Annotated in this window: 18 protein-coding genes; 9 read left to right on the top strand and 9 right to left on the bottom strand. The window is 59.1% G+C overall.

Features of this window, described 5'->3' with window-relative positions; genetic code table 11:
• Window positions 1–65: 65 nt before the first annotated feature.
• Both QBL02_RS05965 and QBL02_RS05960 read left to right on the top strand, forming a co-directional pair.
• Complete coding sequence (locus tag QBL02_RS05965) at window positions 66–1,085, top strand: ABC transporter substrate-binding protein (RefSeq protein WP_282725475.1); 1,020 nt, start codon at window positions 66–68, stop codon at window positions 1,083–1,085.
• A gap of 56 nt (window positions 1,086–1,141) precedes the next feature.
• Entirely contained in the window at window positions 1,142–1,798 is a 657-nt protein-coding gene (locus QBL02_RS05960; RefSeq protein ID WP_282725474.1) for a hypothetical protein, read from the top strand.
• A gap of 48 nt (window positions 1,799–1,846) precedes the next feature.
• Here QBL02_RS05960 and QBL02_RS05955 read toward each other — a convergent pair whose 3' ends face one another.
• Window positions 1,847–2,599, bottom strand: coding sequence for an ABC transporter ATP-binding protein (locus QBL02_RS05955; RefSeq protein ID WP_282725473.1), 753 nt, complete (start codon window positions 2,597–2,599; stop codon window positions 1,847–1,849).
• Window positions 2,596–3,387 carry an ABC transporter permease gene (locus QBL02_RS05950; RefSeq protein ID WP_282725472.1) on the bottom strand — a complete coding sequence of 264 codons (792 nt, stop codon included), beginning with the start codon at window positions 3,385–3,387 and terminating at the stop codon, window positions 2,596–2,598. Before QBL02_RS05950 ends, QBL02_RS05955 begins: the two co-directional genes overlap by 4 nt.
• Before the next feature lie 87 nt (window positions 3,388–3,474).
• On the opposite strand from QBL02_RS05950, the gene QBL02_RS05945 reads away from it, so the two are divergent.
• Genes QBL02_RS05945 through QBL02_RS05935 form a run of 3 tightly spaced genes read left to right on the top strand, consistent with a single transcriptional unit; the run spans window position 3,475 to window position 6,505 of the window.
• A complete protein-coding gene (locus QBL02_RS05945) occupies window positions 3,475–4,659 on the top strand; it encodes an ABC transporter ATP-binding protein (protein ID WP_349238633.1) in 1,185 nt (394 codons plus the stop codon).
• Complete coding sequence (locus QBL02_RS05940; RefSeq protein WP_282725471.1) at window positions 4,629–6,200, top strand: hypothetical protein; 1,572 nt, start codon at window positions 4,629–4,631, stop codon at window positions 6,198–6,200. The genes QBL02_RS05945 and QBL02_RS05940 overlap by 31 nt, the downstream gene beginning before the upstream one ends.
• Window positions 6,201–6,232: 32 nt before the next feature.
• Entirely contained in the window at window positions 6,233–6,505 is a 273-nt protein-coding gene (locus tag QBL02_RS05935) for a DUF3039 domain-containing protein (protein WP_282725470.1), read from the top strand.
• Window positions 6,506–6,732: 227 nt separating this feature from the next.
• Here QBL02_RS05935 and QBL02_RS05930 read toward each other — a convergent pair whose 3' ends face one another.
• From QBL02_RS05930 to QBL02_RS05915, 4 genes are all read right to left on the bottom strand, one after another.
• Window positions 6,733–8,055, bottom strand: coding sequence for a nicotinate phosphoribosyltransferase (locus QBL02_RS05930; RefSeq protein WP_282725469.1), 1,323 nt, complete (start codon window positions 8,053–8,055; stop codon window positions 6,733–6,735).
• A 150-nt stretch (window positions 8,056–8,205) separates the two neighbouring features.
• A complete protein-coding gene (locus QBL02_RS05925) occupies window positions 8,206–11,691 on the bottom strand; it encodes an error-prone DNA polymerase (protein WP_282725741.1) in 3,486 nt (1,161 codons plus the stop codon).
• Window positions 11,691–13,238 carry a DNA polymerase Y family protein gene (locus QBL02_RS05920; protein ID WP_282725468.1) on the bottom strand — a complete coding sequence of 516 codons (1,548 nt, stop codon included), beginning with the start codon at window positions 13,236–13,238 and terminating at the stop codon, window positions 11,691–11,693. Before QBL02_RS05920 ends, QBL02_RS05925 begins: the two co-directional genes overlap by 1 nt.
• Window positions 13,235–13,843 carry a hypothetical protein gene (locus tag QBL02_RS05915; RefSeq protein ID WP_282725467.1) on the bottom strand — a complete coding sequence of 203 codons (609 nt, stop codon included), beginning with the start codon at window positions 13,841–13,843 and terminating at the stop codon, window positions 13,235–13,237. Before QBL02_RS05915 ends, QBL02_RS05920 begins: the two co-directional genes overlap by 4 nt.
• A 98-nt stretch (window positions 13,844–13,941) precedes the next feature.
• On the opposite strand from QBL02_RS05915, the gene QBL02_RS05910 reads away from it, so the two are divergent.
• The 4 genes from QBL02_RS05910 (at window position 13,942) to dprA (ending at window position 17,806) form a co-directional block, all read left to right on the top strand.
• A complete protein-coding gene (locus tag QBL02_RS05910; protein ID WP_282725466.1) occupies window positions 13,942–14,268 on the top strand; it encodes a DUF2469 domain-containing protein in 327 nt (108 codons plus the stop codon).
• A gap of 273 nt (window positions 14,269–14,541) precedes the next feature.
• Window positions 14,542–14,952, top strand: a complete 411-nt coding sequence (locus QBL02_RS05905; RefSeq protein ID WP_282725465.1) for a YraN family protein — start codon at window positions 14,542–14,544, stop codon at window positions 14,950–14,952.
• Window positions 14,949–16,517 carry a YifB family Mg chelatase-like AAA ATPase gene (locus QBL02_RS05900; protein ID WP_349238632.1) on the top strand — a complete coding sequence of 523 codons (1,569 nt, stop codon included), beginning with the start codon at window positions 14,949–14,951 and terminating at the stop codon, window positions 16,515–16,517. The genes QBL02_RS05905 and QBL02_RS05900 overlap by 4 nt, the downstream gene beginning before the upstream one ends.
• On the top strand, window positions 16,514–17,806 hold the full coding sequence (gene dprA / locus QBL02_RS05895; protein WP_282725464.1) for a DNA-processing protein DprA: 1,293 nt from the start codon (window positions 16,514–16,516) through the stop codon (window positions 17,804–17,806). Before QBL02_RS05900 ends, dprA begins: the two co-directional genes overlap by 4 nt.
• Before the next feature lie 175 nt (window positions 17,807–17,981).
• Here dprA and QBL02_RS05890 read toward each other — a convergent pair whose 3' ends face one another.
• The 3 genes from QBL02_RS05890 to QBL02_RS05880 are packed head-to-tail and all read right to left on the bottom strand — an operon-like array spanning window position 17,982 to window position 20,634.
• Window positions 17,982–18,791: an ATP-binding cassette domain-containing protein gene (locus tag QBL02_RS05890; RefSeq protein WP_282725463.1), complete on the bottom strand. Its 810-nt coding sequence runs from the start codon at window positions 18,789–18,791 to the stop codon at window positions 17,982–17,984.
• 26 nt (window positions 18,792–18,817) lie between these two features.
• Window positions 18,818–19,858 carry an ABC transporter substrate-binding protein gene (locus tag QBL02_RS05885; RefSeq protein WP_282725462.1) on the bottom strand — a complete coding sequence of 347 codons (1,041 nt, stop codon included), beginning with the start codon at window positions 19,856–19,858 and terminating at the stop codon, window positions 18,818–18,820.
• On the bottom strand, window positions 19,855–20,634 hold the full coding sequence (locus QBL02_RS05880) for an ABC transporter permease (RefSeq protein ID WP_282725461.1): 780 nt from the start codon (window positions 20,632–20,634) through the stop codon (window positions 19,855–19,857). Before QBL02_RS05880 ends, QBL02_RS05885 begins: the two co-directional genes overlap by 4 nt.
• Between the last annotated feature and the right edge of the window lie 6 nt (window positions 20,635–20,640).

Here is a 20,640-nt window from a genome sequence, read left to right as displayed (position 1 = left end):
AGGCATTAAGGTTGCCCTTACAAACATGAGATGTTTGATTTCATCCTTTCCATTCAAGGAGCACCATGCACGTCACCCCTGTTCGCCGCGTCGTTTCAGCCGCACTACTTTCTGCACTCGCCCTCGGTCTAGCCTCCTGTAGCGCTGGATCACCCAGCGGCGATAGCGACGTCAGCCCAGGCGAAAACGCAATCGTTGTGGAACATGCCTACGGCACACTCGAACTCGACGCTGCTCCAGAAAAGGTCGTCACACTCGGCCTACTCGAAACAGATATCGCCGTTGACCTCGACGTCACGCCGATCGCGATGGCGAAGTTCTTTGCGACCCCCGACGGAGTTGCACCGTGGCTTGCGCCCGCGCTCGACGAAGTGCCTACGATCATTGACACAACAACGCAGGGTGCAAACGGCGCTGAGCTCGATGTCGAAGCAATCGCAGCCATGCAGCCCGACCTCATCATCGCGAACACCTACACGCAACTCGGTCAGTACTACGACCAGCTCTCTCAAATCGCGCCCGTGCTTGGCCCAAGCGACAAGAACTACCTGCAACTTCCGTGGCGTGACCAGGCGCTCGCAATCGCATCGGCCCTCGGCAAGACCACCGAAGCACAAACCCTCATCGCAGAAACCGAGGCAGAGCTTGCCGCAGCAGTGAAGCAGTATCCACAGACTGCGGGCCACGACTACACACTTTCGCTCGGCACCCCAGACCAGTTCAAAGTGATGAACGACCCAAATGACGCGAGCGTTGAAGTACTTGAAGCATTCGGCCTAAGCTTCAGCAAGACCGCTGCAGCCTTGCCAAGCCTCGCGGATGGTTCAGGCTCGGCAGGCGTCTCTGAAGAGAACATTGCCGCACTCGACGCAGATATCGTGATGATCGGATACTTCGGGGCCGATACGCAAAGCCGTTGGGAATCTTCGACACTGTTCAAGGAGCTGAACGCTGTGCAGCAGAACGGATACATCGCCATGGATCTCTCAGCGAGCACCGCGCTTCGTAACCCATCACCGCTCTCAATCAGCTACGTTATCGAGAAGGTCATTGCGGGCCAGATTGTGCCCGCACTCGACTCCTAGCACTGTGCTGCGGGGCGGTAACTCACCGCCCCGCAGCGTCGACCACAGGAGAGCACATGAGTTCCGAGCCGCGAAAGCCCGGACGTCCCAAAAAGATCACGCGCGATGCTATTGCAACTGCCGGACGACGGCTCACCCTGCCCAGGGCAACCGTCGCGGGTGTCGCTGAGGAACTAGGCGTCGGTGTGCGCGCCCTCTACAAGCACACAAATGGGATTAATGATATTCAGGTCATTACGGCCGAAGCCATTTTTGCGAGCTGGGAAGCACCCGTGCCGGGGGAAGCTCCACTCGAGGTTCACCTCCTGGAAATTGCGCTTTCGCTCCGAAAACTCGCCATTGAGAACCCGGGAATCGCCGGCTTCCTCGTTCGCAACTCGCACGAAACATCGCCAGAAGTGCAGCGTGCTATGGACGCCCATCAGCAGAGCGTCGCAGCCGCATACCAGCTCAAACTCGCGCACTCTTCACTGCTGATTGCCGCCGTCGCCGAGCACGCTCTTGCGGTCACTGATGTCGTGCACAGCCACGGAGGGCGGGTGCGTGATGTAGATCGAATGCTCGAACGCGCTGATCTGCCAGCGCTCTCTGCGGCTGCCCGCGAAACACAATTTCGGCGCGATGAAGAGTTCTTTGAGTTCTCCACACAAGCGCTCGTCAAGGGACTACTTGCGCTCTTGGCTGATGATGAGCGCGACGAAGCGAGGAACTAGCGCCTATACGCACGGAGTCAACACGCTGACAATGAAGCCAGCCCGCAATCAGCTGTTGTGATCGGTGTTGTAGCGATCCAGCGCCTCTTCAACCGGCCCGTCAAACTTCAGCTGGCCACCATCGAGGTAGAGGCCTCTGGTGCAGAATCGACGCAGATCGCGCTCATTGTGCGACACCAAAAACAGTGTGCGGCCCTCGGCCAGTAGTTCATCGATGCGGCGGTAGCACTTGTTCCTAAAGGCTTTGTCGCCGACCGCGAGAACCTCATCGACCAGCAACACTGGTTCATCGAGCTGTGACACCACAGCGAAGGCAACGCGTACTTTCATGCCGCTTGAGAGGTGTTTGAACGGAGTGTCAAGCACATCGGCAGACTCAGCAAAGTCGACAATCGCGTCAAAACGGTCAGCGATCTCTTTGCGGGTAAGACCGTGTAGGCCAGCCGTCAGGTGAATATTGTCACGTACGGTGAGATCGCCAGCGAAGCCACCAGTGAGCTCAATTAGCGGTGCCACGCCACCGTGCACCTTCACTTTGCCCTCGTCGGGGAGCAGTACTCCAGCTACTAGCTTCAACAGTGTCGACTTGCCTTGACCATTGCGTCCGACCACGCCGATCGCTTCGCCCGGCTGCACTGAAAATGACACGTCGCGCAGGGCCCAGAATTCACCGCTCTGGCTTTTACGTCGCTTAGACGAAAACAAGTCTTTGAAACTGCGTCGTGATCCGCGGTTGCGCCGAAAACGCACACCAAGATCGTTGGCGGTAATAATGGCTGAGGTCTCGTGTTGCGCGCTCATAGTTCCTTCAAAACTCCGCCAACTGAACGGCGGAACACCAACATGCCAACCAGCAAGATGGCAGTGGTGATCGCAGCCGAAGTGCCAACAAGTGTCCAATTCAATTGGTCGGGGAAGAACCCAGCACGGAACAGCGCGAAAATGCCCGAGAGCGGGTTGGCCCAGGCGAAAGGCGCCACAGCGTCAGGCAAATCCCCGATGCCATAAATCACAGGTGACGCATAAAACAGCACGCGCAAAATCAGCTTTGTCGCGCGCTCAAGGTCGCGGAAAAACACTACAAGTGGCGCCAGAATCAAGCCAACGCCGAGCACAAGTGCAGCCATCATCACGATGGCAAGCGGGTACAGCGCAAGGCGCCAGTTCACCTCTGCGCCATTAAAGATCGCGAATAGCGCGAGCACTGGCAGGCTCAACAAAAACTCGATGCCCTTTGAGCAGACAATTCGAGCGACCCAAATCCAGCGCGGTAGTGCAACCGAGCGCACGAGCTTCACATCACGCAAAAACGCCCGACTGGAATCGCTCACTGCGCCGTTGAACCACATCCATGGCAGCATCGCGCAGAGCAAAAAGACTATGTACGGAGTCTCTCCGATACTGCGCTGCATCATCTGAGTGAAGATGAACCAGTAGATCAAACTCATGGCAAGAGGGTCGAGAATCGACCAAAGATAGCCAAGTAGAGAGGTTGAATATCGCACCTTGAGATCACGCAAGGTGAGCAGGCGCAACGATCTCAGGGCTGTCGCGCGCTTTGAGCGCGGCTGATCAGTAAAGCTCGTCACAAGAACATTCTGCCTGTTTTCTATGAGAACGTGCGCGCACGCGCTGGCGCGCATCGTAGGTCGCATACGTTTGATAGGTTTGTAGTCGTGCCTGCAATCCCGCCCAGCGAAGAGTCCTCCGAAGACGTGAGTAATGCTGAGTCGACGGCAAAAAGCCAGACTCCTGCGGCTCCACGCACCGTCAACCGAAGGATTCCCCGTACCATGGTGAAGTCTGCGGCAGCCGCAGAAGCAGCCCCAGAGACCGTGGCAGAGGCAGCGACAGCGACTGAAGCTGAGAATGCGCCTGAAGTTGTTGCGGGAGCTGTCGGCGAAAGCGCAACGACTGCTTCGGCTAATTCGGCTACTGATTCAGCCTTAGCCGAAGCCGTGTCTGAAGCAGCGGGCACAGCACAGGCCGAGACCAACGAAACTGCACCGCCGGTTTCCCAGCGCACCGGGCGCATCGAAATTCCAGTGCCCTCTGTGGTGCGCGCCCGTGAACGCGCCGAAATTGCGGCCAAGAATCCGGTAATTCTGCAGGCAGAATCGCTGACGAAGTCTTACGGTCAGGTACTCGCAGCAGCAGACGTATCTTTTGAAGTGCGCGCTGGATCGCTCACCGGCGTCGTCGGCCCGAACGGTGCAGGCAAGACCACCGTGCTCTCAATGATCACCGGCCTCAACCGCCCAACCTCTGGTCGTATTTCGGTTCGTGACATCGATGTTTGGCGCAACGGCCCAGAAGCTAAACGCGTGATCGGCAGCCTGCCCGACCGTCTTCGCCTCTTCGACCGACTTACCGGCGGTCAGCTGCTTTATTACGCGGGTGTGCTGCACGGCCTCGACCAAGCAACCGTCGCAAAGCGCGCGGCCGAACTCGCTACGGCATTCGGTCTTGAATCTGCGCTGGATCGCCCAGTCTCTGACTACTCGGCAGGTATGCAGAAGAAGATCGGCCTGGCGTGCTCAACGATTCACGCACCAGAAGTATTGGTGCTTGATGAGCCATACGAAACGATCGATCCGGTTTCGGCTTCGAACGTGACTGAGATTCTTGAGAAGTATGTCGCAGGTGGCGGCAGCGTGATTATGTCGAGCCACAGCCTCGATTTGATTCAGCGTATTTGCGACCACGTAGTCGTAATCGTTGATGGATCGGTTGTAGCTAAGGGCACCGTCGATGAGGTTCGCGATGGTGTGAGCCTTGAAGAACGCTTCAAGCACCTCACCAACCCCAAGAATGAAGGGGAGGGGCTCGAGTGGTTGCGCGGCTCTTCAGACTCCGAGTAGCCCTGCTGCTCTCGGTGTTCCGAGGGGATGCACGACGCGTCACGCGAACGGTGCTTTTTGGGCTTGTCTCAATTGCGCTCGCTGTTGGCTATGCTTGGCTGCCACAACTGCTTTCTGGCGATGCTGAAGCTCGTGCGTCCATCGACGTTTTCCTGGCTTCCATTTTGTTCGCCCTGATTGCGTTCGTGCCGTTTTTCGCAAACCTCGGCAGCATTGAGCCTCGCCAGTTTGCGGTGTATCCGGTATCGCCCGCGAGCATCTCAACGAGTCTTTACACATCAAGTCTGATCACCTGGCCAACAATTTGGCTGGTGCTGTGGTTGGCCGCTGGGCTTGTACTGCGACCCGAGCGACTGACTCAGCCCGGGCTAGCCGCGATTGCGGTTGTGCTCACGCTGCTTCTGGCAATGGCCTTTGCCCGTGTGAGTTCGGCGCTGGTGCGACTGATTGTGCCTGCGCGTGCAACTGCTGTGCTGCGTTGGATCGGCATGCTCTTGTTGCTTGCCGCGCTACCGGTTGTGGTCTTCCTGCTGGCTGATGCGTTCCGTTCACCGCGTAGTCAAGCGATTCAAGATGCCGCGAGCGTCTTCGGCTGGACGCCTCTCGGTGCACCTGCCGCTGGTCTCGCGCTTGCCGAATTGGGTGACGCCCAGGGCGCGCTGATGCGCTTCGCTGCAGCAGGCGCCGCCTTGGTGGTGCTGCTTGTGCTGTGGTTCTGGATCGTCGCGCGTTCTGTGACGAGCATCGAGCGGCCAGCTCCAGACGGGCTCAGCCGTGAGGGGCTCGAAATTTTTGACCGCTTCCCTGCACGACCTCGTGAGGTGATTGCGGCTCGCACGCTGACCTATTGGCGTCGTGATCCTCGCTACCGTATTGCGCTGCTTGCAATTCCGGTGGCCCCGGTCATCATGATTGTGGCGCTCTGGATCGCCGGCATGGACGCGCACACCCTTGCGCTGTTGCCGTTGCCTGTGATCTTGTTGCTGTTCGGCTGGTCGGTGCACAACGATGTTGCGCTCGATTCGACCGCTATCTGGATGCATGTTGCCAGTGGAACAAAGGGCACACACGACCGAGCTGGTCGTCTTGCGCCGATTATGTTGATTGGTCTGCCGCTGGCGATTATCGGTTCGAGTGTGACAGTGACGGTGAGCGGTGACTGGCGGTTGCTGCCGGCTGTGATCGGAATGAACATCGCCGTACTGCTGGTTTCTGCCGCTTCATCGAGCATTTTCTCGGCACTCATGCCGTACCCGGCAACCAGGCCCGGCGATAGCCCATTTGCGCAGCCTGCTGTGCAGGGTTCGGGTGCTGGGCTGGCGCAGACTTTCTCAATGCTCTTTGCGCTGATCTTCTCGGTGCCACCCGTTGTGGTGTCAGTGTTTGCAATCTTTGACCCGTCACTTGGGTTGAATATTGTGGCTCTTGGCTTCGGTTTGGTCTGGGGCGCTGTGTTCTTGGCGTTGGGTATCACGATCGGCGGCCGAATCTTCGACCGAGCAGCTCCAGAGCTGATCGCTGTTACTCAGACTTTTGACTAAACGCTTCAGCTTCTCTCGCGTAGAATCAATACATGGGTATCTTCACGCGCGATAAGTCAGACACTGGCGGGGGAGTCGATGTACTCGACCGCGAGCTCGAAGAGCTGCTCAATCAGGATCAGCTTGAAGACGGCGACCACGAGCGTTTTTCGCACTACGTGCCAAAAGACAAGATTCTTGAGTCGGCGCTGAGCGGAAAGCCTGTGCGTGCACTCTGCGGTAAGAAATGGACGCCGTCACGTGACCCAGAGAAGTTTCCGGTCTGCCCAGACTGCAAAAAGGTCTACGAACGGATGAAGAAGTAGTTCGTTTTTTTTAAAAAGGCTCAGAGAAATTCTCTGAGCCTTTTTATGTGACGGTATGCCGATATCCCGAGACTATGCACACCAAAAGCGTTTTCCCGCGGCCACATTGTCATCATCTTCATCTTGAGGTCACGCGGCGGATCGCAGGTTCTTACCGACCTTCGGCCAGAGACCTGCCATAAGCGGCTTCGACGCAGAAGATTTCTCTGGCTCACGGCAGAGCAGGTTCAGTGATACTCGGTATCGAGCGCTGGATCACCCCGCGTGAGGCTCATCGCCACATGGGGCAGTTCAGCCACCACACGCTGATGCCGCTCGCGCGCAAGCTCGATACCATCACGCCCCGTGAAGCCCGGCTGCAGCTCACCACCCAGCATCATCGGCACAAGTACCTCACGATTCGGCTCGTTCAGATCAGTACCCTCGACAGCGCCGCTAGGGCCATCACCCAAGAAAATCATCTCCGTGCGTGCCTTACCGCGCGCATCAAAAATGCGCCGTACGCTCTTGCGCCCGCCAACCGAGGCCTTATCTGCAGACTTCTTCGCGACAGCCACCCACTCGCCATCTACGCCGGTACGCGCGACAAGTTTGTACACCATGCCCATAGTGGGCGATCCGCTGCCGACAACAACAGAGGTGCCAACACCAAAGCTGTCAACCGGTGAAGCCGAAAGCGCGGCAACAGTGTACTCGTCGAGGTCGTTGGTGACTGTGATGCGAGTGTTTGTCGCGCCAAGCTCATCAAGCAACTCGCGCACCCGAGCAACCACCACTGGCAGATCGCCCGAGTCAATACGGACCGCCCCGAGTTCGGTGCCAGCCACCTCTACCGCGGTCCGCACACCCTGCTCAATGTCATAGGTATCGATCAACAGCGTGGTGCCAACACCAAGTGTTGCCACCTGAGCCTTGAACGCCTCGCGCTCGCTATCGTGCAACAGCGTGAACGAGTGTGCGGCGGTGCCCATGGTCGGCACGCCAAAACTGCGTCCAGCCTCAAGGTTGCTGGTCGCAGCAAAGCCCGCAATGTAGGCGGCACGAGCGGCAGTCACGGCGCTGTATTCTGCGGTGCGGCGCGAACCCATCTCTGCGAGCGGGCGACCGTTGGCGGCCTGCACCATGCGGCTTGCAGCCGTCGCCACCGCCGAGTCGGCGTTCAAAATGCTGAGTGCGAGGGTCTCAAGCAGCACGCCCTCGGCAAACGTCGATTCAACCGTGAGCAGTGGTGAACCTGGGAAAAAGACTTCGCCTTCGGGGTACCCCCAAATATTGCCCGAGAACTTAAAGTTTGCGAGCCAATCGAGGGTTTCTGGCTGCAAGAACTCTTCAGAGCGAAGCCACTCAAGTTCTTCATCGCCGAATCGAAAATTAGCGATGGCTTCAAGCAGACGACCGGTGCCAGCGACTACCCCGTAGCGGCGCGCGCCAGAGAGCCTGCGGGCGAACAATTCAAAGACGCTCTGCCGATGCGCGGTGCCCGCGGCAAGCGCCGCGTCAACCATGGTCAGTTCGTAGCGGTCTGTCAGAAACGCAGTCGATGTGTGCACGCCGCAAGCCTACTGCGAGTGCGTTCTATCTGCCGGTTTCGCACGCGAGAATCCATCAGCTAATGGCGAAAACCTGCTCGTGGTTCGGCGAAAGCATTCCCGCGGTTAGGAGAAAGCATGCCTGCGGTTCAGCGAAAGCCTGCCCGAGGTTCAGCGAAAGTCTCGTGACGAAACCGAGTCAGGTGCGGCCAGCGGCTCAAACGCGCCCGCAATAATGTTGGGCAAACCGTCTGCGCTGCGCTCAAGTGTGCCAGCGACAACAAGGGCTGGCGATCCTCGCGCAATATGTTGAAAACGTTGCCAAACCGAACTCCACACCACAATATTCGCGGTGCCAGATTCGTCTTCGAGCGTCAAAAAAGTAACCCCTCCGGCTGTGCGCGGACGCTGCCGATGCGTAACCAACCCAGCAACTCGCACAAAAGAATTGTGCCGTACGTGTGTGAGCATGTCAGAGCGGGTCACCTCGCGCTGGTCGAGCTCTGCACGCAGTAAGGCGAGGGGGTGCTTGCCAGAGACAATGCCGGTGCTCCACAGATCCAGAGCGGTCTGCTCAGCCTCACTCAGTATCGGCAAAAGCGGTGGCTGCACGTGCACCGCAATGCCCGGCAAAAATCGTTCGCGGTTATCTGAAGCGGGGGCGGCGTCCCAGAGCGCTTCGCGGCGAGTCATCTCAAGTCCTGTGCAGGCGCCGGCGGTAGCAAGCGCCTCAATTGTTGCCCGATCAAGGTCTGCCCTACGCGCGAGATCGGCGAGGCTCAGAAACGGTCCATCGGCGCGGGCGGCAACAATGCGCTCGGCGGCTGGTTGCTCGACTCCGCGCACCTCAGCCAGACCGAGCCGCACGGCATAGTTGCCGTCGCGTCGGTGGGCTGCGGAATCATCGGAATGTTTAGGATCGAATTCTCCCGGGTGCGGCTGCTCTCGCGGTAGACAAGTAGCGAGGCCGGTGGCGGCACTCGCGGTGTCAGTAGCCCCCGCGGCACGGCGAAGCGAGTCGAGTGAGTCAAGCGACTCAAGCGAAGCGTGCACTCGCGGGTGCTGCACATCGGCGGCGACCACATGCACGCCGTGTCTGCGGGCATCTTCAACCAGTGTGCGCGGTGCGTAAAAACCCATGGGTTGCGAGCGCAATAGGCCGATCAAAAAGGCTGCCGGATAGTGCAACTTAAACCAGGCGCTGGCATAAACCAGCAAAGCGAAACTGATTGAGTGGCTTTCAGCGAAACCAAAACTCGCAAACGCTTGAATTTGCGCATAGACGCCCCGTGCCGTCTCGTCGTCGATGCCGTTACGCTTCATGCCGGCAAAGAGTTTTGCCTCAAGCGTCTCGATACGCGCGATCCCACGTTTTGAACCCATCGCACGCCGCAACAAATCAGCGTCTTCGGCAGTGCAGTCTCCCACCGCCTGCGCCATTTGCATAAGTTGCTCCTGGAAGAGCGGAACCCCAAGTGTGCGCTCAAGCACCGATTCGAGCAGCGGATGCGGGTAAGAGATGCTCTCTTCACGATTGCGTCTTCGAAGGTACGGGTGGATCGCCCCACCCTGCAGCGGCCCAGGCCGAATCAGCGCGATTTCAATGACCAGATCGTAGAAGCGTCGAGGTCGCAGCCGGGGTAAAGTGTTGAGCTGCGCTCTGCTCTCGAGCTGGAACACGCCAATCGCATCGGCTCGACAGAGCATGTCGTATACGCCGGGTTCATCGCGCGGCAATGTGGCAAGAGTCCAGCGCTCACCGGTTGCTTCTTCCGCAAGATCCATGGTGAGCTGCAGTGCGCTCAACATGCCAAGTCCGAGCAGATCAAACTTTACGAGGCCCATGGCCGCGCAATCGTCTTTGTCCCATTGCAGCACCGTGCGACCTGGCATGCGTGCGTGCTCGATGGGGCAGACCTCACCAACCGGCCGTTCAGTGAGCACCATGCCACCCGAATGAATACCAAGATGTCTCGGAGCATCAAGGAGGCGGTTAGCCAGATCACGTACCTGCTGCGGCACAGGGGAATCGCCATCTGCCGGAATCTTGCCGTGTCGTTCCAGCCCTTTCGAGAAGGTGCGCTGAGCAGCAGCATCAAAGCCGAGCGCTTTTGCCGCGTCTCGCACTGCGTTCTTCGGGCGGTAACTAATCACATTCGCGACCTGGGCCGCATTACGTCTGCCGTACTTTTGGTACACATACTGAATGACTTCTTCGCGCCGGCCACTGTCAAAATCGACATCAATGTCTGGCTCTTCTTCGCGCATGCTGCTCAGAAAGCGTTCGAAGGGCAGCTCATAGTAGATCGAGTCGACCTCGGTAATGCCAAGCACGTAACAAATGGCAGAATTTGCTGCAGATCCTCGTCCCTGACACAGAATGCCACGCCCGCGCGCGAACTGCACGATGTCGTGCACGACCAGAAAATAGCCGGGAAAATCTTGCTGCTCAATCACCTGCAGCTCTTTTTCTAACCGCGCAGAGATTTCTGCGTTCGGGGTGCCGTACCGTTCTGCCGCCCCTTGGCGTACCAAATCTCGCAACCAGGTCATCTGAGTGAAACCCGCTGGCACATCAAGTCTTGGCAGTTTCGGTGTGGCGGCGCGCAGCGAGAACGAAAGTTCTTTTGCGAGTGTCGCTGTGCGCAACACGGCGTCTTTGTGTCTGCCGAAACGGCGCAGCATGGCCTGACCGGAACGCAAACGGGCGCCGCCCGAGGCCGGTAAAAACGGGTCAAGTTCGTCGAGGCTTCGGCGAGAGCGGATCGCGGCCAGCGCTTCGGCGAGCTGAGTGTCGGCCCGGGTTGCCGCATGCACACCCCCGGTGACAAGAGTGGGCAACGAGGATCGCCCAGCCAGCTCGGCGAGCTGTGCATTGCGCACGTCGTCACCCGGGTGGCCGTGATCAGTGAGCTCCACAAATACTTGCTCTTGCCCAAATAGTCGCGTGAGCTGTTCAAGTTCGAGCTCGGCGGCACGCTCTGCATCGGCCGTATTCTCGGCTCGCGCCAAAGCCTGCCGCACTGCACCCTTGCGGCAGCCGGTCAGCACAACCCACTCTCCATTTGCTGCCTCAGCAAGCGCCTCAATGTCATAGAGCGGCCGACCTTTTTGCATACCTGCCAATTGCGCCTCGGTGATTGCCGCAGAGAGCCGGTGATATCCGCTCACACCTTGCGCAAGCACTAACAGATGAGTGCCCGATGGGTCGGCAACTCCAAGCTGGGGTGCCTGCAGACCGAGAGAAAGCTCCGAGCCGTACACCGTGTCGAGGCCCGCATGATCACCCGCTGCCTCGGCGAATCTTGGCGCGCCGGGAAAGCCATCGTGATCTGTGATCGCAATGCCGGTGTGGCCGAGCCGAGCAGCCTCGGCGACAAGGGCTTCGGGCGAGCTGGCGCCATCAAGAAAGCTGTAGTGCGAGTGTGCGTGCAGTTCCGCGTAGGGTACGACTGTCCTGTGAGTGGCGTCGCTACTGTCGTTGCGGTCGCTGAGCTCGCTCGGTGGGGCTAGGTAGCGCAGCGTTGGATCGCCCGCTGTGTGAGCACTGTGCTCTGAGGCGCTTTCCACGCTATCTGGAGGCTCGCCTTCCGCGGACCTGCCAGAAAGGATTCGCTCCATTTCCTGCCAGGAGCGTGGCGGATTGTTCCAGCCCATTAGTGGTAGCTCCCGAGTGCGTGCCATCCGTGAGTCGCGTCGAAGCTCAGGAGCCAGGCTGAGCCATCGGCCAGTGCTACCTGCATTCGATAAAGCGGCTGTTCGGTTGCTTGCGGCTTTTGCAGATCTTGTGGATCTTGCGCTTCTTGCGCTCTGTGCGTTTTTTGTGTTCTGTGTGTGTTCTGCTCTGCTGGTAGTTTCAGTGATGACGGCTGACGCCACCAGCCCTCAAGCAGCGGCCAAGGCGCAGACCAGCCGTGCACCGCCTGCGCCTCGCGCGAAGGCAACTTCAGGTATGCCGGATCCTCGTTTAATAGCTCATCGTCATCAATCTCAATTGGCAGACCACTGTGATCGAGAAGTGCAACCCTGAACTCGTTCGAGAACACCAGATTAGGTAGTGCGCCAGTGAGCTGCCCAGGCCAGGGCCCCACCCCAGTAGTTGAAGCGCGCTCCGAACCCCACGGTACAAATCGCTGCCGGTCATTATTGAGACGGCCGCCAACGATCATGCCTGTGCTCACCCCCTCATGCCCGATCAGGCTTTGTACCCGGGTGAGTTGGTGATGCACCTTCTCATCGGGAGCGTTGCTCCATAGCCCGGGTTCGTGCGCCGCAGCCGCCGCGGTTTGTTCGGGCGAAATACGCACCGAGGCAATGCCTGCACCGCCACGCTCGACGGCGCGCGGAAGCTCTGCCGCCTGCCACCTGATGCGGTTCACCACGTCTGCTGCGGTGAAATTACTGGGGTGCGACCAAGTGCTTTCGTGCGAGACATTTGAGTCATCGCTCAGCTCAATACATAACTTTGTGCAGACCAGGCCCTGCATGGTGAGCTTTTGCACAAAAGTTTCGGCGTAGCCGGAGCTGGCGAATGCCAATTGATCAACGCCCTCAAGTGGCGGCTCGAACTCGAAACGAACCGTCAGATCATGCTGCGGAATACTGGCAGCGAGTTCGGCACCGTGTGCCTCACCCAAGCCACGAGCTCTGCGATGCGCGATCCTCGCGGTCTTACCAAAACGGTCAAGCACCGCTTGCTCCGGCAGCTCAGCAAATTGACCGAGAGTACGAATGCCGAGACTCACGAGCACCGGAGCCAGTGCTTCGTCTGCCGCTCGTTCCACCGGCAGACCATGCAAAAACTCGCTGCTTTGCGCGGGGTCAACAATTCGGATCTGCGGGGTCACCAGGTGCAACCCGTGGGCCTGACCGCTGGCAGAGGCTGCTTGTTCGGCGGCAAACCGACCGTTAGCAATGCCAATCGCGAGTTCTTCGCGCAGCTCATCGCTGAGAAGGTCGCCCAGACCGTCAACCAGAGCTGAGGCTGCTGCTGCCTCACTGCCGTAGTAGCGTGTGGGGCCGCGCGCACGCATGGCGCAACTGCCCTGGCTCAGCGTGGTGGCATCTGGCACTGTGCGCTGCACTGCGGCGAGAATGTCTTGCCACAGTCGTTCGGCGGCGGCACGCTGTTCGACGGGAAGGTGCTCAGGGATGCAAGAAGGCACAACGAGCACGATCACGCGGGCTGGCTGATCCACCGTCATGTTAAACGCCCGTCGCAAAAACGCACGGTGTGGGTGCGCCCGCCACGACGATCCGTTGAACGCACTGAGAGTTCGTGGGTGCGCAGCATGCCAAACCCAGATTCGAGGCCGCTCCAGCGCGAATCGATGACCTGCAAACTGGTGTCGCTGCGCGGCCAATTACCGAGGATCACCAAAGCTGTGCCGTGATCGCGCAAACGGGCGTTGAGTCGCTCAATCTCGCCGGGCGCGGGAGCTGTGGCAGGTGCGAGCACTAGCGCGGTAAGCACCTCACTGAGCATGCCGGCGACGCCAATCAGGTGCTTGCCTGGAGTTGGCACCAGCACGAGTCGTTCGAGGTTCAACCCGGTTTGGGCTGCGGCCTCGACGCTCAGATTTGGCACCCCAATAACCCCACACCAAGCACCACTTTGAGAGATTTCGTGCATAAACGAGAGTGCAAGGTGCAGCGACCCCTGCACTGAAATTGCGGCCCCCTTGCGCACGGCCCCGCCGGGCAAAAGCGGTTTTAGCGATTGCGGAGTGGGCAGGCCATCGGCAAGTCGCGCAGGCTGCATCGTTGAGATGCGCTGCTGCAGCGAGCGGACCGTGGCGAGTTGATTCATGAAGTTATATTCGAACAAACTTTCGAATAAGTCAAACTGTGTGGAGCATATATCTGAAGCATGCTCAGGTGTCTGCAACGTGCCCTAGGATGGGAAGGATGAATGAAGACGACCTTGACGATTACGAGCGTGACGCAGAGCTCTCGCTGTTTCGCGAATACCGGGATATTGCGCAGCAATTCCGCTATGTCGTTGAAACCGAGCGCCGTTTTTACCTCGCAAATGAGGTCGATCTGCAGCGCCGCGATGCTGGCACCGACTTCTATTTCGAGCTGACCATGAGCGATGTCTGGGTGTGGGATGTTTACCGCTCAGATCGTTTTGTGAAGTCTGTTCGAGTGCTTACGTTCAAGGACGTGAACGTCGAAGAGCTTTCGGCTCGTGAATTTAAGCTGCCGCAGGATCTTTCGATCGAAGACCGCTAAAACGAAGTAGCCGCGCGAGTGTTCTCGCGCTTTCTTCGTATCTTTCGCGCTCTTCTGCACTTCTTTGTGCTTTTCGCGTTTTTCGCGTTTTCTTCGCTTTTGTGCTTTCGCTTTTTTGTGCTTTTCGCGTTTCTTCGCGTTTTCGTTTCTTCGAGCTTCTTGGCGTCTTTCGCGTGTTTTTCAGTTGTAGCTCACAGGTGAAAACTTCGTGAGTTGTCCACGGATCGCGCAATAGGCAACTTTTTACGTTCGCCCGCGCCGCATGCTTGCTGCATGACCGACACAGCTATCTCTAAAAATCCGCAAGGCGGTGCCAGCAGAAGACGCTCGCACAACCTTGAACTTGGTGCTCGCGGCGAGCAGATCGCAGCAGAATACCTGCTCGGTATTGGCTGCGAGATCCTCTCGCGCAATTGGCGGTCGGGAAGAACCGGCGAACTCGACCTGGTTGTGCGCGAGCGCGGTGTGCTTGTAGCCGTTGAAGTGAAAACCAGAAGCGGTACTGGCTACGGCAGCCCACTCGAAGCAATCACTGCACGTAAAACCGCGCGATTGCGCGAACTGCTGCTGAGCTGGGTGCGAGCCCACCGGCCGGTCTCTGGAAAACTTCGCATTGACGCGATTGCGGTGACCCTAAGTGAGGGGCAGCCTCCCCAGATCACGCATCTCAGGGGCATCTCATGAGCGACATGGCGTGCCGAGCATCAGCGATCGCGCTCACCGGGCTCGACGGCACAGTCGTGCAGGTCGAAGCAGCTGCCTCAAACCAACTGCCAGGAATGGCGATCATCGGCCTGCCAGACGCATCGTTAACCGAAGCGAAATTGCGGGTGCGGCAAGCCGCACAGCAGGTTGGCTTGGCACTTACGGATCGATTCTTGGTGGTGAATCTCAGCCCAGCGGCACTGCCGAAACACGGTTCTGGGTTTGATCTTGCCATCGCCCTTGCTTCGCTCGCGGCATCAAAACAGATGCCGTCAGATCGGTTAACCTCAGTAGCTCACATCGGCGAACTCGGCCTTGACGGTGGGTTACGTCGCCCGCCGGGACTGTTAAGCGCGGTGCTTGCCGCTCGGCGACACGGATTCTCGACAGTCATGGTGCCAGCAGTGTGCGCGCAAGAAGCGGCTCTCGTGCCTAACATCACCGTTGTCGCCGCTGAGACACTTCGCGACGCTGTTGACTGGTACCGCGGGGTGGTAGGCAACTGGCATATCGCACAACCAGGCTCTGCCAAAGAAGGCACAGAAACGGATGCAGCGACCACAAAACAAAGCTTCGCTGATCCAGATATCGCCGAGGTGATTGGGCAGCCAGAGGCTGTCGAAGCACTCATCATCGCAGCCGCAGGGCGGCATCACCTTTCAATGATTGGGCCACCCGGAGCAGGCAAAACACTGCTCGCCACCAGGCTTGCCAGTATTCTTCCCGACCTCAGCGATGAAGAGTCGATCACCGCCTCAAGTATTGCTTCACTCGGAGGATCAACACTGACCGAGTTGGTGCGAAGACCCCCGTTTGAGAGCCCGCATCACACCGCCTCTGCTGTTTCGATTATCGGCGGAGGCGACTCAAGTGGAGTACGACCCGGAGCAGTGACGAAGGCCTGCCACGGAGTACTGTTTCTTGATGAGGCTCCAGAATTTCCGCGAGGCGTGCTTGATGCGCTGCGGCAACCCTTAGAGACGGGCACCGTTGAAATTCATCGGGCCAAAGTGCGAACCACTCTGCCGGCACACGCTCAATTGGTGCTGGCCGCAAACCCCTGCCCGTGCGGCAACGCAGGCACGGTGAACGCAGAAGACCCCTGCCGCTGTACACCCTCGCAGCGCGTGCGTTACCTCGGTCGGCTGAGCGGGCCGCTCACCGATCGGATCGACTTGCGGATCAACATACGTCGGGTATCGAGCGTGCTGCTTGATGGCGACGTAGTGCCGACGATCACAAGCGAAGAGGCTCGAAAGCGAGTGCTGCACGCAAGAAAGCGAGCGAGTGCGCGCCTGAACGGAACTCCTTGGCGCGTGAACGGTGAAGTCCGTGGTGAGTGGTTGCGGGCGCCCGCGAACCGTTTGCCGCGCGCCGCCACAGCAGTGATCGATGCGGCACTTGCGAGAGGTTCGCTCACGGTGCGCGGCTACGACCGGGTGCTACGTCTCGCCTGGACGCTTGCTGACCTCGCCGAAAAGACGGCACCAGACCGCGCCGAGTTGCGACACGCGCTCGCTCTACGCGGGGGAGCCGCCCTATGACAACCTCGCTTGTGCATGCCGACGCCAGCCTGATCAAAGCCTTCAAACGAATCCAGGTAAACACCGAAGAGACGACTCAGACGCGAGCGAACATGATGCTTGCCCGAATAGCTTGGGCCAGAATTACCGAGCCTGGTGACGGCCATGCTGGAGCATTGATTGAGGCCCTGGGCGCAGAAGACGCCCTCGATCTGGTGCTTCAGCGAGCCGACACTACTCGGCTCGCTCAGGCCCTCGAAAATATGCGTGAGCACAGTGGCAGCGTGGTAGCTGAACACACCATGCGGGGTGCCTTGGAGCGGTGGCGCAGCAGAGTCGACCGCGCCGAAACAGTGCGCGATATTGAGCGAGCCGCTGCGTTGGGTATTCAAGTGGTGTTTCCAGATGACGAGCACTGGCCGGTGAGCCTCAACGATCTTGGCGTGAACGCTCCCACGATGCTGTGGGTGAGAGGTGATTGGCGCGCATTGAGCGCACCCTCTCTCGGGGTGGTTGGGGCTCGTGCCGCCACAGGCTACGGTAGCCATGTCACCGCAGAACTCGTAGACGGAGCCTGTGCTGCCGGGATCGTCATTGTCTCTGGTGCCGCCTACGGGATAGACGCGGTCGCTCATCGCACCGCGCTCGCCGCAGGCGGTGCGACCGTGGCGGTGTTGGCCGGGGGAGTTGACCGCTCCTATCCGAAAGCACACGACACATTGCTTCGAGACATTAAAGACTCAGGCGCGGTGTGCTCAGAGATGGTTCCGGGGTCGGCGCCAACGCGTTGGAGATTTTTGCAGCGTAATCGACTTATAGCGGCGCTTTCAGCCGCTGTGCTGGTGACTGAGGCCGGGGTTCGTTCAGGTAGTTTGAACACGGCTGGGCACGCTTCGCAATTGTCTCGACCAATAGGAGCTGTGCCCGGCCCGATCACCTCGGCGGCATCTGCCGGTTGTCATCGCATGGTGCGCGACTACGACGCGACGCTGATTACGAGTGTTAACGAATTGTATGAGTTGTTGGCGGTGGATCGAGGACGCACACTTTTTGGTGATTCAGAGAGTGCAGACGACGTTGAAACATCGAGTGACGGTGCGGGTGCGGTGAGCCGTCAGGGGTCATGGGCAAGACGCGTGGTTGACGCGATCCCGTTGCGCGGGTTTCGAACGCTTGCGGGTATCGCACAGTTTTCTGGGCTCAACATGCGTCAGGTGCGCGACACTCTTGCAGAGCTTGAATTGCTTGGTCAGGTGCGCAGCCGAGAAGGCGTCGAAGGTGAGAAGCAAGAGTGGGCACTCGTCAAATGATTGGTCAGGCCCGGAAGATAAGGATGCCTCACCTGGTTTTATCACGGGCGTGTTCGAAGGTGTCACACCAGCGAAGAATGTACCAGCGATGCGTGCGCCAGCGATGCGTGCACTATCGAAGAGCGCGCCAGAAAAGAGCGCGCCAGCGGCGATCGTTCCACCGTAGCTACCCCGATCAGTGTGAGACGCCAAGTGCGGCGAGCAGGCGCATGCTGGCAGCACGATCAGCGCCGCTGACTCGCTCAAGCTTTCGAAGTTCAGCAGCAGGGCGATCCTCGACATGAATAATGCTGCCGGGTCGCCCACTAAACACAAGAATCTGATCTGCCAGCAGCAGTGCCTCATCAATATCGTGTGTCACAAGGAGCGTTGGCCGTTGCTCGTTCGCAATGATTTCGAGAAGCCAGTGCTGCAGTTTTCTGCGAGTGATGGCGTCGAGGGCGCCGAACGGCTCATCGAGCGCGAGCGCAGGTTGAGGCATCAAGAATGTTCGCAAGAGCGCAACTCTCTGCCGCATTCCACCGGAGAGCTCGTCAGGCCAAGCATGATGCAAACCGCCAAGCCCAAAACGATCAAGCAAGCCCATTGCGCGGTCGCGCACCGCTGATTTTGTCTCGCTCGACGTACCGCGCACGCTGCTCACCTCGGCTCCGAGCATCGCATTGTCGATCACCCGCAGCCACGGTAACAGCGAGTCTTGCTGCGGGTGATAAGCGACTCCACCGGGATTTCCGATTAGTTCCCGGTCTGCAACTTGGGCTTCGCCCCGCGAAGGAACAAGCAGACCGGCGAGTGCCCGCAGCAGCGTTGATTTACCGCAGCCGCTCGGCCCGAGCAGCGCGGTGAGCGTGCCCGCCGGCACGGTGAACGACACATCGCTCAGCACCGGCTGGCGACGACGAGCAGAAAACACCCCGCCAGATGGCGCCTCGAACTCGTGCGAACAGTGGCGTACCGTGAGCTCGGGGGATCCAACGCTCCTCATGCTGCTCGAAGCCTGCGGCGACATTGTTACTCTGCCGGTAGGTATTCGTTGGTCCAGGCACCGTCGAGCGCTGACTCATTCTCGAGCATGCCAGAGCGCACCAGGAACTCAGTGAATCGCTGCCAAACTTCAGCCTCCATTGTGCCGAACTGACCCTGTTCGGTGTAGCGCGGCGCGTAGTAGGCGACCGCATCGGTGACCAGAGTGCTGTCTAGCTCTGGCACAGCCGAGAGCATTGCCGCTGCGCCAGCGGCAGGATCCGCGGCAACTGCCTCGTAGCCGCGACTGGTTGCTTCAAGGAATGCTTTGGCGAGTTCTGGCTGCTTAGCCATTTCTGTAGCGTTTCCAATGATCACCGGGGTGTACCAATTGGGAATGCAATCTTGGTATTCGGCCATCGGCAGCAACACCACATCGTCGCGCTCTGCTTGCGCGCGCAGTGCGTCCCAGCCGCCGAACACCCAAGTCACATCAAAACGATCTTGTGCGAGACCCGCGAGATAGTCGACGTTGCCGATTTCGATGAACTCAACACTCGCTGGATCGCCACCGCCACAGCTTGTGAGCTGAGACATGATTTCAGTTTCGAGTGCTCCGCCGTAACCGCCGTAACTAAGCCCAGCAAGCGAGCCCGGATTGTTGCTGAACCCCGAGCCTTTGAGGCCCATCAGCACGGAGTCGTTTACCGGCAAAAGTGTTGCGATGGCTTCAACACTCATGCCAGCGGCACGACCCGGCAGCACCGATTCTGCCTGCGAAATACCGAACTCGACTTTGCCCTGTGCCACGGCGGCCTGTGACCCGACCTCGGCGCTCGGTTCCATGATTGTGAGGTCAAGCCCCACCTCTTCGTAGAAGCCGTGCTCTTGTGCGTAATAAATACCGGCATGGTGCGCATTTGGAGTCCAGTTGAGCATCAGCGTGACGGGCTGAACGTCTGAGTCAGCGGATCCGCTGCCGTCATTTGCGCTGTTACTGCCACCAGAGCAAGCAGTAAATAGCAGGGTAGCGGCTAGGGCGACTGTGCCCAGCTTGGTTGCGCGTGCGGAAAAACTTTGCTGTGTCACGATGCGGTGACCTTTCGATAGAGAGAAACGCGGGATCGCGCGAGCACGAGATCCCCAAGAAACGAGGCGAGCCAAAACAGCAGCACGCCGAGGGCGGCGATCAGAATCACCGCGCCAAATAACTGGTCCATGCGATAGCTCGCCTGCGACCGTTGCAAATACACGCCGAGGCCGACAGACGAACCCATCCACTCGGCAACAATCGCGCTGAACATGACATAGCTCGCAGCGACCTTGGCACCTGCCACAATGCCTGGCACAGCGCCAGGCAGACGCACCCGGCGCAGCACGGTGAGGCGAGAGGCCCCCATTGCCGCGAGCAGATCAATCAGGTTCTGATCGGCGTCGCGCATCGCAGCGCTTGCGCTCACCACGATTGGAAAGAACGCGCCGAGAGTGACGACCAAGATCTTTGGCAGCGCGCCAAAGCCCATCACTGAGATCAGAATCGGTGCGAGCACCACCGGAGGTATCGCCTGGCTCGCAATCAAGATCGGCTCGGTCGCCCGGCGTAGGGTGCCAGACAGACCAAGCACGATCGCGATTGCGACGCCGCACACCGCCCCGCAACAGAAACCAATGAGAGCAATCTGTAGCGTGGCGAGCAGATGCTCGGTGAGTAGCGCGCGGTTTGCCCAACTCGCTTCCCACACCGCAATCGGTGAGGGGATCAGGTAATCGGGTGTATCAGTAACTTGCACCAGCAGACCCCAAAGCACCACCGCACCAACAATGGTGAGCAGCACCGGAAGAATCTGCCGTGTCAGCAGACGCACGGTGAT

Source organism: Leucobacter sp. UT-8R-CII-1-4 (assembly GCF_030010235.1).
Classification (GTDB): domain Bacteria; phylum Actinomycetota; class Actinomycetes; order Actinomycetales; family Microbacteriaceae; genus Leucobacter.
The sequence above is the reverse complement of the archived record's forward strand: the minus strand, read 5'-3'. Positions and strand labels throughout refer to the sequence as shown.

What these genes read in the sequence shown, in the direction of transcription:
- QBL02_RS05965 (WP_282725475.1), top strand. Translation starts at nt 66, where the DNA reads ATGCACGTCACCCCTGTTCGCCGCGTCGTTTCAGCCGCACTACTTTCT.
- QBL02_RS05960 (WP_282725474.1), top strand. Translation starts at nt 1,142, where the DNA reads ATGAGTTCCGAGCCGCGAAAGCCCGGACGTCCCAAAAAGATCACGCGC.
- QBL02_RS05955 (WP_282725473.1), bottom strand. Translation starts at nt 2,599, where the DNA reads ATGAGCGCGCAACACGAGACCTCAGCCATTATTACCGCCAACGATCTT.
- QBL02_RS05935 (WP_282725470.1), top strand. Translation starts at nt 6,233, where the DNA reads ATGGGTATCTTCACGCGCGATAAGTCAGACACTGGCGGGGGAGTCGAT.
- QBL02_RS05925 (WP_282725741.1), bottom strand. Translation starts at nt 11,691, where the DNA reads ATGGGCTGGAACAATCCGCCACGCTCCTGGCAGGAAATGGAGCGAATC.
- QBL02_RS05920 (WP_282725468.1), bottom strand. Translation starts at nt 13,238, where the DNA reads ATGACGGTGGATCAGCCAGCCCGCGTGATCGTGCTCGTTGTGCCTTCT.
- QBL02_RS05915 (WP_282725467.1), bottom strand. Translation starts at nt 13,843, where the DNA reads ATGAATCAACTCGCCACGGTCCGCTCGCTGCAGCAGCGCATCTCAACG.
- QBL02_RS05910 (WP_282725466.1), top strand. Translation starts at nt 13,942, where the DNA reads ATGAATGAAGACGACCTTGACGATTACGAGCGTGACGCAGAGCTCTCG.
- QBL02_RS05905 (WP_282725465.1), top strand. Translation starts at nt 14,542, where the DNA reads ATGACCGACACAGCTATCTCTAAAAATCCGCAAGGCGGTGCCAGCAGA.
- QBL02_RS05900 (WP_349238632.1), top strand. Translation starts at nt 14,949, where the DNA reads ATGAGCGACATGGCGTGCCGAGCATCAGCGATCGCGCTCACCGGGCTC.
- dprA (WP_282725464.1), top strand. Translation starts at nt 16,514, where the DNA reads ATGACAACCTCGCTTGTGCATGCCGACGCCAGCCTGATCAAAGCCTTC.
- QBL02_RS05890 (WP_282725463.1), bottom strand. Translation starts at nt 18,791, where the DNA reads ATGAGGAGCGTTGGATCCCCCGAGCTCACGGTACGCCACTGTTCGCAC.